Origin of the sequence: Paenibacillus sp. FSL R7-0026 (assembly GCF_038004485.1) — a bacterium.
Classification (GTDB): domain Bacteria; phylum Bacillota; class Bacilli; order Paenibacillales; family Paenibacillaceae; genus Paenibacillus; species Paenibacillus xylanexedens_A.
Genome location: NZ_JBBORG010000001.1, coordinates 6,507,814 through 6,520,659, shown reverse-complemented (window position 1 = coordinate 6,520,659; position 12,846 = coordinate 6,507,814). Strand labels below are relative to the sequence as shown.

The 12,846-nt window shown below is 45.4% G+C and carries 9 protein-coding genes and 1 pseudogene; 8 read left to right on the top strand and 2 right to left on the bottom strand.

Translation table 11 applies throughout. The features are described from left to right. Window positions 1–273 precede the first annotated feature (273 nt). The gene (locus MKY44_RS28510; protein ID WP_341009690.1) at window positions 274–1,038 is read left to right on the top strand and encodes a leucine-rich repeat domain-containing protein; all 765 of its coding nucleotides are present in this window, start codon (window positions 274–276) and stop codon (window positions 1,036–1,038) included. A 157-nt stretch (window positions 1,039–1,195) separates the two neighbouring features. Here MKY44_RS28510 and MKY44_RS28505 read toward each other — a convergent pair whose 3' ends face one another. Next, window positions 1,196–2,287, bottom strand: a complete 1,092-nt coding sequence (locus MKY44_RS28505; protein ID WP_341009967.1) for a GntR family transcriptional regulator — start codon at window positions 2,285–2,287, stop codon at window positions 1,196–1,198. Window positions 2,288–2,728: 441 nt separating this feature from the next. On the opposite strand from MKY44_RS28505, the gene MKY44_RS28500 reads away from it, so the two are divergent. The 5 genes and pseudogenes from MKY44_RS28500 to MKY44_RS28480 all read left to right on the top strand — a co-directional run bounded on the left by MKY44_RS28500 (window position 2,729) and on the right by MKY44_RS28480 (window position 10,052). Beyond that, window positions 2,729–4,354: a xylulokinase gene (locus tag MKY44_RS28500; protein WP_341009688.1), complete on the top strand. Its 1,626-nt coding sequence runs from the start codon at window positions 2,729–2,731 to the stop codon at window positions 4,352–4,354. 213 nt (window positions 4,355–4,567) lie between these two features. Then, window positions 4,568–5,263 (top strand): L-ribulose-5-phosphate 4-epimerase, encoded by a 696-nt coding sequence (locus MKY44_RS28495; protein ID WP_047840995.1) that lies wholly within the window; start codon window positions 4,568–4,570, stop codon window positions 5,261–5,263. Between the two features lie 272 nt (window positions 5,264–5,535). Continuing rightward, window positions 5,536–6,954 (top strand): L-arabinose isomerase, encoded by a 1,419-nt coding sequence (gene araA / locus MKY44_RS28490; protein ID WP_215077147.1) that lies wholly within the window; start codon window positions 5,536–5,538, stop codon window positions 6,952–6,954. A 158-nt stretch (window positions 6,955–7,112) separates the two neighbouring features. After that, a pseudogene (locus MKY44_RS28485) lies at window positions 7,113–7,868 on the top strand (AAC(3) family N-acetyltransferase); the annotation flags it as partial. Between the two features lie 489 nt (window positions 7,869–8,357). Then, complete coding sequence (locus tag MKY44_RS28480; protein ID WP_341009687.1) at window positions 8,358–10,052, top strand: histidine kinase N-terminal 7TM domain-containing diguanylate cyclase; 1,695 nt, start codon at window positions 8,358–8,360, stop codon at window positions 10,050–10,052. A 76-nt stretch (window positions 10,053–10,128) separates the two neighbouring features. Here MKY44_RS28480 and MKY44_RS28475 read toward each other — a convergent pair whose 3' ends face one another. Continuing rightward, entirely contained in the window at window positions 10,129–10,476 is a 348-nt protein-coding gene (locus tag MKY44_RS28475; protein WP_215077144.1) for a helix-turn-helix domain-containing protein, read from the bottom strand. A gap of 164 nt (window positions 10,477–10,640) precedes the next feature. Between MKY44_RS28475 and MKY44_RS28470 the strand changes: the two genes are divergently transcribed. Then, the gene (locus MKY44_RS28470) at window positions 10,641–11,444 is read left to right on the top strand and encodes a DNA-binding protein (protein ID WP_341009684.1); all 804 of its coding nucleotides are present in this window, start codon (window positions 10,641–10,643) and stop codon (window positions 11,442–11,444) included. A gap of 185 nt (window positions 11,445–11,629) precedes the next feature. Continuing rightward, the gene (locus MKY44_RS28465; protein ID WP_341009682.1) at window positions 11,630–12,781 is read left to right on the top strand and encodes a WXG100 family type VII secretion target; all 1,152 of its coding nucleotides are present in this window, start codon (window positions 11,630–11,632) and stop codon (window positions 12,779–12,781) included. Window positions 12,782–12,846: the final 65 nt, after the last annotated feature.

Genomic DNA, 12,846 nt, shown 5'->3' with positions numbered 1-12,846 from the left:
AGATATATAAAACGTTTTATACATATGATAATGATTATCAACATCAATAAATATATCTTTTTATTAAAGGCAGTGTCAATAAAAAAATTGTAAACACCCATATTATATTAGGGTTACATTCCTTGATGAATTATTCCATTATCCGTTCTTAACGGAACAGTTATAGGATGAGAGCAGGAGGGGTTCTATTAAATTAGGATGAAGATAATATCCATGTAATACATTCCAGATCATGGTATATTTGTAGTATTAAATAATGTAAGGAGATTCTACATGTATAATCAAATCATCAAAAAGTTGATCGTACTTTGTTTGGTTTTTGTATTATTACCGTCAACAAGCGTTTTGGCTGCGTCTTCGCTTATTAAGGACCCGGTCTTGGCCAAAGTTATTCGGACAGATTTGAAGATGTCGGCTAAGAAGGAAATAAAGGCTGCCGATTTGAAAAAATTAAAATCCCTATATGCTATGGAAACAAAAAGTAAGATTTCTAACCTGCAAGGTCTTGAACATGCCGTTAATATGACGGATTTATTCTTGCCTGGTCAAAATATAAAAAACATTAAACCACTCAACAAGTTAAAGAAATTGACGTTCTTAGCTGTTGAAGGCAATCAGATTACAGATATCTCGCCACTTATAGGTCTGACTAATCTGCAAAATCTGGTTATGGACGATAACAAAATCAAAAGCCTGGCTCCATTAAAAAATATGCGTAAGCTAACCAGTCTACTCGCCAGTGGGAATCAGGTGACTGATCTAAGTCCTCTTCAGAAGTTAAAGTTGGAATGGGTTATTATGAATGATAATAAAATTCAAGATCTGACACCTTTAAAGAACCATCCAACCTTGGAGTATCTATATGTAGAAGATAACCTCATTGAGGATATTTCAGTGCTCGAAACCATCCCACATCTAACAGAGGTATATTTGGCTAATAATCCGTTGAATGAGCGTGCAGAGCAGGTTGTGAAAAAATTGGAGAAGAAAGGCGTCGTTGTAAGTCTGGTAAGCGAAGAAGCGGATCAGGCGAAGTAGTTTCGATTAGAGAAGATGTATATGTATATGTAAGAAGAAGTTAATCCCTCATTATATTGAACAAGAACAAAGAAGGCCGCAGATATTCTCGCGGCCTTCTTTAAGTATGTTGGACAGAAACGCCCGGTAACAACTTACCACCCGTCCCACAACAATATTATTCCACTTCGATCTCCTTCACCGTCTCTCCCTCAACCAGTACCGGCTGATAGTAGGTGTTTGTGGGCAGATCCTTTTTGCCTTGCAGATTCTTGATCACCCAGTCGGCAGCATCGCGGCCCATTTGTTCTTGGGGGTGGGTTAGCGTTGTAAGCCTGATGTTGGCGTTCTTGGCGATATACGAATTGTCTTGTCCAATGATGGATAACTCATCCGGGATCAAGATGCCCAGTTGCCTGCAGGCGTGCACGACCTCCAGTCCCACCTCATCGTTGTAACAGACGATCGCAGTGAGCGCATCTCTGTTTTCGTCCAGATACGCTGCTACATTAGAAGATAACTCTGGTTTCGATGCGGTATCAAAGGAAAGCACTTGCTCAGGATGGAACCGTAACTTCGCTTCACCCAGCGCCTTGATGTACCCTTTCATCCGGTACTTGCCTTGTAGATCATCCATCTTCGCAATAATGCCGATCTGGGTATGGCCTTTGGCGATCAATTCCCGTGTGGCGAGATAACTGGACTGCACGTCATCCAGACAGAAGAACGGAACCTCCAGCTCCTCATAAAACGCATTAATCATCGTAAACGGCACGTCCTGCTCTTTGAAGGACAGGTAGTATGCAATGTTTGGGTTGTAGAGATTACTTTTGGTCGGTTCGACAATCAAGCCATCCACGCCGTAGGAGAGCATCATTTCGAGGGCTTTTTTCTCCTGTGCCACATCATTATTGGTGCTGGCCAGCAGTAACGAGTAGTTGTCCTCATTCAGACGACTCTCAATGCCGCGGATAATGGACGGAAAGATGTAATCCGAGATGTATGTCGTGATCACACCGATCGTTTTCTTTGACGTATTGCCGCCTGATCGTGATCGATACTGATTGCTAACGTAGGTTCCTGACCCCTTTTCGCTTCGTAAAAACCCTTCATTAGATAACTCCAAAATAGCCTTCCGCACCGTCTGGCGACTTACGGTGTAGCTTTCCTGTAATGCCAACTCGGTTGGGATCTGTTCACCTATACTATATGTCCCCGAAAGGATATGACTCTTAATATCATCAATGATGACCTGGTATTTTGGCTTCACGTAGTCCACTTCTTTCATCGTTACTCATCTATATCAATGTTGTTTTTCAAATAGTTGTACGTACATATTCTAGCATGATTCAGATGGGATGAAAATAAAACCGAACATTTTTCAAAATAAACCGTACATATTCAGCCTTTTCACATAGAGGTGTACCTTACAGCATAGCCGATTTATAGCCATATAAGACCTCTGAATAGTCAAATAGAGTACATTATGTGTCCTTTGTAAGTATAACTATTATATATTATTGACAAATGTACGTACAAAAAATATACTAAGGCTGTCAGAAAAGGAAAGCGCATTCTTTGAAAACACAGACTTTTTGAACCACCTCTTATACAAAATTCATTATTAGCTACTGCCATAAGTAAGAGTTTCACCTTATATATGCATCCTTAGGGATGTGAAATCGCGACCGGAGAGGGGATACACGTGATTATGAGTCAATTGGACTTGAAAGAAGCCATTACCAAGGGCGCTACTTCGCTCGGAATCGAATTTGGATCAACGCGGATTAAGGCGGTGTTGATTGACGAGTGTTTTGAGACCATCGCGTCAGGCAGTTATGAATGGGAGAACCTCCTGAAAGATGGATATTGGACGTATAACCAGGAGGATATCATCACAGGTCTGCAAACGGCTTATCGTGAGATGAAGCAAGATGTGGAACAGAAATACGGAATCACGCTGCGCACGGTCGGGTCTATCGGATTCTCGGCCATGATGCACGGATATATCGCGTTGGATAGCGCGGGTGAACTGCTGGTACCGTTCCGCACGTGGCGTAACGCTACGACGGGAGCAGCTGCAAGAGAGCTAACGGAACTTCTGCAATTCAATATTCCGGAACGCTGGAGCATTGCCCACTTGTATCAAGCGATTTTGAACGAAGAGGTGCATGTGCCACAGATCGATCACCTGACAACTTTGGCTGGATACATCCACTGGTTGCTGACGGGCAATAAGGCGATTGGGATCGGCGATGCTTCAGGTATTTTCCCAATTGACGAGTCTACACATAATTATCACCCATCCATGATCCAACAGTTCGATGAACAGATCGCAGGCAAAGGTTATCCGTGGAAGGTCGAGGACCTTCTACCCAAGGTATATCTCGCGGGTGAGAATGCAGGTGAGCTAACGGAAGCGGGAGCCAAGTTGCTCGACCCTTCGCAAGATCTGCAAGCAGGCATTCCGCTCTGCCCTCCAGAAGGCGATGCCGGAACGGGTATGGTGGCAACAAATAGCGTGAAAAAACGTACGGGCAACATCTCCGTTGGCACATCCGTATTTGCGATGATCGTACTGGAGAAGGAATTGTCCAAAGTGTATCCCGAGATCGATATGGTCACCACGCCGGATGGCAGTCCAGTAGGGATGGTGCATGCCAACAACTGTTCCAGTGATATCAACGCATGGGTTGGACTGTTCCGTGAATTCTCTCAAGCAATGGGATATGAAGTGGATAACGCCAAGTTGTTTAGCGTGTTGTTTAACAAGGCTTTGGAGGCAGACCCAGATGGTGGCGGCTTGCTCAGCTACGGTTACTACTCAGGTGAGAACATTACGGGACTTGAGAAAGGCCGTCCATTGTTCGTCCGCTCCCCGGAAAGTAACTTCAATCTGGCAAACTTCATGCGGACACATCTGTTCAGTGCCTTCGGTGCACTCAAGCTGGGTATGGACATTTTGACGGAGGAAGAGAATGTAGCCATTGATAGCATTCTGGCTCACGGTGGCCTGTTCAAAACCCCTGTCGTCGGACAACGGATTGTAGCCGCTGCGATGAACGTACCGGTAGCGGTGATGTCTACCGCTGGTGAAGGCGGGGCATGGGGCATGGCACTTCTGGCTTCGTACATGATCAACAAGGATGAAGAGGAGAGCCTGGATGTGTTCCTAGAGCAGAAAGTCTTTAACGATGTTGAGGGAGTCGAAGTGGCGCCGGATGCATCGGATGTGAAAGGATTTGAAGCATTTATCGAACGCTATCGGAGTGGACTCACAATTGAGCAATCAGCTGTAGATCATCTGGTAGAGGATGTTCAAAAAGACCGCTTTTGATTACGAAGGATGCCTAGTGGCATCATCAACATCGAATATGGAATTCAGCCGAAATAAGTAGGGGCTTACGAAGTATGTTTCCTTCGGAAACATTGCGGTTGCTCACGTAGCTCTATCTACGCTCCGCTACTCCATTTCTAGCTTCATCCCATCTTCTCGGTACTGAAAACCGACTTTTTGAACACGCACTATTAGAGAACGGGAGGGAATAACATGTTAGAACAACTGAAGGAAGAGGTATTCCAGGCGAATCTGGAACTGCCAAAGCATGGACTTGTGAAATTCACATGGGGTAACGTCAGTGCAATCGATCGGGAAAGCGGTCTGTTCGTGATCAAACCAAGTGGCGTTAGCTACGATGTAATGAAAGCAAGCGATATGGTTGTGGTTGATCTGGACGGTAACGTGGTGGAGGGTGAGATGAGACCTTCCTCGGACACCGCAACACATGCCGTACTATATAAGCATTACTCGGAGATTGGCGGCATCGTGCACACACACTCCACATGGGCGACCATCTGGGCACAAGCCGGACTGGACGTACCTGTGATGGGTACCACGCATGCAGACACGTTCTATGGGGCGGTGCCTTGTGCGCGCTTCCTGAATCAGGACGAGGTTGATCGTGGATACGAAGCGGAGACAGGACGCGTCATTATTGAAACGTTTGAACAGCGTGGGATTGATGTTATGGCAGTTCCGGCAGTGTTGCTCCATGGTCACGCGCCGTTTACGTGGGGGAAAGATGCCAAGTCTGCGGTGGTGAACAGTGTCGTGCTGGAGGAAGTGTGCAAAATGAACCTGTACGCGCGGCAATTAAATAACTTCGCGAAGGAACTACCACAAGGCATTTTGGATAAACACTATCTGCGAAAACACGGAAAAGACGCGTATTACGGACAAAAGTGATTAGGTTATAACAGTGACTGGAAGCATGTTCTGGCTTCCAAGTGGTTTAGTGTGGGAATGACTTGTTCAACTATACTTTTTACACGATAACGTAGAGTGCAGAACCAATCTGAAGAAGCGAAGCGCTTGCGTTTATCACAGTATTTTCCCTTTGCAAAAAGGGAATCAAAAAATCCGGGGATAACCAGCGATCGGAAGATGGTACTGCAATCGCAGTGTTCTAGTGTAAACCCATTGGTTCAACTATAAAATAATGAAATGAGGATGATTATATGTCAGCAGCAAAAGAATTCTGGTTTGTCGTCGGTTCACAGCACTTGTACGGAGAAGAAGCACTGGGTGAAGTAAAAGCCAACGCACAGAAAATCACGGATGCCCTTAATGCAAGCGGCGTACTGCCGTACCCACTCGTATTGCAGGATCTGGCGGTAACCGCAGATAAAATCACGAGCATCATGAAAGAAGTCAATTATCGCGACGAAGTAGCAGGTGTCATCACATGGATGCATACCTTCTCCCCGGCGAAAATGTGGATTCGTGGTACAAAATTGCTGCAAAAACCTTTGCTGCACTTGGCGACTCAATTTAACGAAAGCATTCCATGGGCAACCATTGATATGGACTTCATGAACCTGAACCAAGCCGCTCACGGTGACCGCGAATATGGTTTCATCAATGCCCGTCTGAGAAAACAAAATAAAATCGTTGTTGGCTACTGGGAGCGCCCAGAAGTGCAACAACAGGTTGCTGACTGGATGGACGTAGCGGTAGCTTATAATGAAAGCTTTAACATCAAAGTAGCTCGCTTCGGTGATAACATGCGTAACGTGGGCGTAACCGAAGGTGATAAAGTGGAAGCACAGATCCAATTCGGATGGACGGTTGATTACTTCGGCATTGGCGACCTCGTGCAATACGTGAACGCTGTAACAGAGCAGGAAATCGATGATCTGATCGCTCAGTATGGAGACCTCTACGAATTCGATTATGGCACGAACAGCAAGGAAGCTTGGGAAGCCAGTGTACGTGTGCAAGCGAGTTATGAAATTGCGATCAAACGTTTCCTGGACGAAGGTGGTTACAGTGCCTTCACTACAAACTTCGAAGATCTGCATGGCATGAAACAACTTCCGGGTCTGGCTGTACAACGCCTGATGGCTCAAGGGTACGGATTTGCCGGTGAGGGTGACTGGAAAACAGCTGCGCTGGATCGCTTGCTGAAAATCATGGCCCATAACGAAAACACGGGCTTCATGGAAGATTACACCTACGAGATGGCTGCTGGACAGGAAGCAATCCTGCAATCCCACATGCTTGAAGTAGATCCTACACTGGCTAGCACGAAACCAAGAATCATCGTGTCCCCACTGGGTATTGGCGATCGTGAAGATCCGGCGCGTCTTGTATTCGATGGCAAAGCAGGCGAAGGTGTCGTGGTATCCATGGCAGACTTCGGTACACATTACAAACTGTTGATCAATGAAGTATCCGCATTTGAACCAACCGTTCCAGCACCTAACCTGCCGGTAGCACGTGTTCTGTGGAGCGTGAAGCCGAACTTCCAAGATGGAGTGAAAGCGTGGATCGAAAATGGTGGTGGTCACCATACAGTTGTATCTTTGAACCTGACAACAGACCAGATCGTAACGTATGCTAAGCTGGTGAATCTGGAGTACGTTATTATTAAGTAAAAGTGGATTGGCAGCTACTGCCTGAACTCATACAAATTCTTTCTCTGTGGCCGGGGGTTAACCCTCGGCCATTTGTTTGTTATGCTGAGAAGCATGATGTGAAGCTGAGCAAGGATTTGCTTTTTCATCGAAAGGATAAGAAATGAAGGAGGAAGGACATGTACACAAAAGAAAGCTTGATACAGCAACTAGAACAGCTTGGTGTGGATAGGCAAGGGACAGTGCTCATTCACTCTTCAATGAAAAGTATAGGCGAGGTTGAAGGTGGAGCAGACACGGTGTTGATTGCCTTTAGCGACTATATGAAAGACGGATTGTTGGTGCTTCCCACGCATACATGGTCTACCATTAATGCAGATAACCCAGTGTTCCACGTGGAAACTTCTTCCTGTTGTGTGGGTATTCTTCCTGAACTATTTCGTAAACGTCCGGGCGTAGTTCGTTCGTGGCACCCGACGCACTCGGTAGCGGCACTGGGACGGGACGCAGAGGCGTTTACGAAGGACGATCATCTCTTCGATACACCGTGCGCGAGAGGTTCAGCATGGGGGAAACTGTTAGATCGAAAAGCGACGATCTTGTTAGTAGGCGTTGACTTGAAGCGGAATACATTTATCCACGGGGTCGAAGAGTGGGTGGACATCCCTGGCAGAATGACGGACGAGCATGAGATGCTTTATACGGTTTTACCGGATGGAAGCCAAATTTCAGTACCATCCCGCAGACATTGTGGGTTGCCATGGTCGGAGCATTTCTGGAAAGTAGACGAGGTATTGGTTCGCGAAGGTGCGATGCGTAAAGGACAACTTGGGGATGCTGTCGTTAGAGTGTGTGATGCGGCTAAGACGTCAGAGGTAATTACGGAGTTGCTGACGGACAATCCAGACTTATTCTCGGACAACGAACCCTTTGATTCCCCTAAATATGAAGCTGATCTGGTCGGAATGAGTCATGAAGCATATCTCAGAAAAGAGGCATGTTATAAGCTGCAATCGGAGCTGTTAATCGTTGAGGAGCAGGTCGCTGAAGGCGAAACGTTGCCTGATCATGAGCAAGTCATAGCCAACATACGAGAAGAGTAGATGTTCCTGATCATAAGGGGTCATTTGAATCAAACAGATTGCTGGCTGGCCGCTCAGTTGAATATGGGCGGTTTTTTTTATGGAACAGTCAGATTCCTTCACAAAAACGCAAAATAGATCAGGATTTCGATCAGAGGTTGGTCGGACTTCCAGTGTATGGGCTACTCACCCTTTTGGTGGTGTGATAAGATATGGTTAAATTAACCAATAATATTGGCATAGCAGTATAGAATATAAGTGTTTATTGAAGTTTTAAATAAATGTCACATAGAATCATGAACAACCACGTTGTCATTGTAGCATCTAAGAAGGAGAAGATTCGTGAACCCATTAGTATGGTATGATCTCTTTTTATTTGTCCTATTGTTTGGTGTAGGTGTATATGTGTTTGCTACGGTTAGAATTACGAACTTACATAAGGTGTACTTTTTGTTTCACGGGTTGATGATGCTCTGGCCTTTCTGTCAATTTGCTAGTACGCTCACGGATGATTCCGGTCTGCAATTGTTCTACGTTACGTTATCATTCGTCGCGGTCTCCCTGCTTGGGAGCGGATGGCTTCTACTGACGATCTTTATTACCGGCTATTCAGAGCGTTTGAGTGCAAAAGGAACCTTCTTGCTATTTGTCCCAGCGGTGATCGGGGCTATAGGTGTAGTCGCAAATCCATGGAATGAGTTCGTCATTCCGCTGGAGGGCGGGTATATCGAGCGGGCTTACGGCCCTTGGTTCTGGGTTGTGATGGTTATTCTGGTGAGTTATTTCTTGACGTCTCTCGTCGTTCTGTTCCGGGCGGTGTATTCTTCGCAGACGTCTGCCATGATCAAAAAACAGGTGCGGATCACCCTATGGGGTATCTTGGTCTTGGCTGTGTTTGCAACGATTGATGCGATTCTGAATGTTGTTCTAGCCCGCTGGTTGCCGATCATTCCTGGCATGACTTCGCTGGGGATCTTTCTGTCGGACCTGTTCTTTGTTTATGTAATCAAAAGATACAATGTGTTCGATCTGGTCTCCATCGCCCATGAGGACGTAATCAATACCATTCCATATGGAATCCTGGTACTGGATGAGAATGAAGTCATTGTTGAAGCGAACAAAGCCTCAAGATCCTTTATGGATCTGCATGTGGGGGATTCTTTTGATATGGAAGCCTTTCTGGAGTCTGTTCATGTTGTGGGCAGCTGTAGGGAGTTCGTGAATCATTATAAGAAAAAAGAAAATACCCTCTCCCACATTGAAGTGATCGTGGAGCGGGACAACAATATCCGGCACTATATCCTGCAATCGTCTCCGATTGTGGATTCGGCTCTTGTGCCGATTGGTCATATCCTTACGTTCCAGGATGTCTCGCAGGAGCGCTTCTATGTGAAAGAGATGAATCGCCAGAACGTAATGCTACATGAGCGAAATCAGGCACTAGACTTGATCCGTCAGGAGTTATCCGAGGCCAATCGCAAACTGGAGGAACTGGCTCTGACGGACAGTTTAACCAACTGTTACAACCGTCGTTATCTGACCCAACACCTGAATCATGAGGTCATTACCAATATTCAATACAAAACACCATTTTCACTCCTGTTGCTCGATATCGACTACTTCAAAGCGATCAATGATCGCTATGGGCATGTCATTGGGGATGAGGTGCTTGTTCGTACGGCGGAGGCGGTCAAACAATCCATTCGCAGTACCGATATCCTGACGCGCTATGGCGGAGAAGAGTTCATGATCTACCTTCCGCATACGGAGCATGACTTGGCGAACCAAATCGCGGAGCGCGTAAGAACAGCTGTGGAGTCCAACCGCATTAGGGTGGATCACGAGATTATGCAGGTGTCGATTACGATCAGTATTGGTATTCTGTCCTTTGAGGACTTTGAAGTTGTGCATGTACCGGACAATCCGGAGGGGTATTTGACTCAACTGTTCGCTGCGGTGGATAAGGCACTGTATCAGGCGAAGCAGAATGGGCGGAACAGAGTGGAGTTTGCGGAGTTTGAGCGGGAAGTTATTTGAAAAGAGAAATAAGAGAAGAGTGGAGACGTACTCCACTCTTTTTTGGTATTAAAGAATGATGTTGATACAGATATATTTAATCGGAATTTTTATGTGATTTTTCGATAGCATTTAAAACTTCTTTGCTAATTTTGGTCAATGATACGATTGTATCTGTACTTTTACCGCTTATCAAAGTTATATGTTCGTCCAAGGCTCTTTTATACTCGGAGTCTTCTTTGAATTTAAAGATTTCTTCAGCAGTGACCTGCAATCCATTCATTATTTTCTCAAGAGTCTCCAAAGAAATGTTACGATCTCCCCGTTCAACACCACCAATATAGCTGTAATGAAGACCTGCTGCTTCCGCCAGTTGTTCCTGAGTCCAGCCTTTGGCTTTCCTTAACTCACGTATTCGATTTCCTACGTCCTCTGGTAAACTCATTTGATCACCTCCACTTAAGGTTAGAAGAGGTTATAGAATCCTTACAGACTAATATGTGCAAAGGAAATAATTATTAAACAGTACTTATAAGTACAATTTATATTGATCTTCTTTTGGTTTATCTATACAATTATAATAAAATGGATAATTAAGGAGGATTATCTTTGCGTAAATCTATCCTAAAATCACTCAAACCGGACATCATTGTTGAAATGTTGGACATGGCTGTGGCTTTTGAAAATTGGAACAAGGTGATGGAGAGGGCGGACATGTTATATCAATGTGTGCAGTCGATCCATGAAGAGCGGCAGGAGTATCGGTCAAAGGGAGTGCCCGCACCACATGTACACATCGAGCAGCCCTTGGTCTACTATTACGGGTTCAGTCACTTAATGCGGGGGATGGCTCACCAGAAGATGGGACAGGTAGATCGGGCGCGAGCATCTATCGATCAATATGCAGATCTGGGATGGATGGAGGATCTGGATGAGGTAGGTATTCAGGTGGTGCAGGAGTTCAGGCATAAGGCACAGGTGAATCGGTATGCTCTTGAGATTGAAGCCGGGCAGGTGGAACTGCTAGAGGAGTTTGTGGACTTTTTGCTTGAGCATCCGAAGGAAGGTTTGGCAGGTCTGAAAGTGATTACAGAGGCAGCAGTGCAGCATAGGTGGCAGATTGATCGAGTTTTATATGTGTTCAAGGATCAGATACAGGGTGTTGGCAGAGAAATGGATTCTTCAAACAACGATGATATGTACCATTACTGTTATCAGCGGGCTTTGTATGAACAGTGGATGGGAAGACAACAGGAGGCCGTGGAGTTCATTTTGCAGGCGATCAGGTTAGCGGGTAAGCTTGGGATGGATCGGTATTTTATAAGGTGCACAGCATTGTTGGAATCATTGCGGGAAGAGGCGACAGAGGAGCAGATTGGGCGGTATCGGGAGATGTTGGAGGGGATGAAGTAGGAAGGGTATTTACTGAAACTGGTAGGATATGCCTTGAAGTGGGTATATGCATATAGGACCATAGCACCGATGAGGAGCACAGCTTGTGTTTTTATCATGGTGAAATCAGGATGTTAGCCGGATAGTTTACATATCACACTTCTGCTAACATAGGATAATCCTATTTCGAATGAGCGGAGAAACGTATGAGTACAATCAAAGTTACCCCTGAACAACTACATCACGTATCAAATCAGGTGGATCAGGCCAGACAACAGTTGGAGAGTATACGAAGTGATCTGACGAGACAGATCATGTTCGTTCAGATGATGTGGATGGGCGCGACGCAGGAGCGATTTTACTATGAGTTCGAGCAGTCACGACCTATACTGGATAAAGCGTTGGAGAGTATGGTCAATACATCGAAGGAATTGAAGGATATCGCCACGCGATTCCAAGATGCAGATGCTCAGAAGGGAAGTCTGGGTGGTGCATTTGGAGCAGTCGGTGCCGCAGCTATGATGACCAAATCAACAGGTGGTTCAAGTTCGGGTGACAAGGGCTATCGGATGGCGTATAACGCGATGCTTGGTAAAATGATGCCTGTGAATGAGAAAGGTGTTACGGATCAGGCTGCCCTTCAGGCTTATGAGAGGGATCAGGGACATCTGGACTTGAATCGTATGCAATCTGTGAACGTTGAACCGCCTGGGGAAGATATTTTTGCATTACAGATCAAGGCGTTTGAGATGGGCATCCATCCTACGACGGGAGAGCCTGTATCAGATAAGTATGCTCAGATGATGGTGACCTCTCTGAAGTTTAGTCAGATATTCATGGCGATTCAGATGGTTCGTGGGAGCATGCCGGGACGTTCAGGATTATTTAAAACGTCGTCATCTGGTTTGACATCTAAGATTCAGAATAATATAAAGAAGGCTGAACAAAAGGCAGATATAAGCAATAAGAGTGGCAATGACTTATATCGTAGAACTTCAAATACGGGAGCCTTTAAGGAATTATCTGAGCCTATGCAATTAAGATATGTTGATAAGGTAGCGGGGGATGCAGGAATAGGACTCAAAGGGGTAAAGATAGAAATAGTCCGGGATGCTGAACTAGTAGGGAAGGATTTATATGGATGGGCTGATCCGAAAGGTAACAGGATAGTTCTCTATCCGGATGCATTTAGCAGTAAAGAGAATCTAGTTAAGACCCTAGGGCATGAGAGGATTCACATATATCAGACTAAGGTCTTTGGTAAGCCTCAAGATCCCGAAACATTGCTTGAGTATGAGAAAGGAGCCTATGGCTCAGAGAGCTCTTGGTGGGAGTATTATCAGCGAAGGGAAAGATAACTATGACGAACTCTAAATTTAAAGATTGGATCAAGGTAAACACAGAGATCATTGAGAGCCACCCA

What these genes read in the sequence shown, in the direction of transcription:
- MKY44_RS28500 (WP_341009688.1), top strand. Translation starts at nt 2,729, where the DNA reads ATGAGTCAATTGGACTTGAAAGAAGCCATTACCAAGGGCGCTACTTCG.
- MKY44_RS28465 (WP_341009682.1), top strand. Translation starts at nt 11,630, where the DNA reads ATGAGTACAATCAAAGTTACCCCTGAACAACTACATCACGTATCAAAT.
- araA (WP_215077147.1), top strand. Translation starts at nt 5,536, where the DNA reads ATGTCAGCAGCAAAAGAATTCTGGTTTGTCGTCGGTTCACAGCACTTG.
- MKY44_RS28475 (WP_215077144.1), bottom strand. Translation starts at nt 10,476, where the DNA reads ATGAGTTTACCAGAGGACGTAGGAAATCGAATACGTGAGTTAAGGAAA.
- MKY44_RS28510 (WP_341009690.1), top strand. Translation starts at nt 274, where the DNA reads ATGTATAATCAAATCATCAAAAAGTTGATCGTACTTTGTTTGGTTTTT.
- MKY44_RS28495 (WP_047840995.1), top strand. Translation starts at nt 4,568, where the DNA reads ATGTTAGAACAACTGAAGGAAGAGGTATTCCAGGCGAATCTGGAACTG.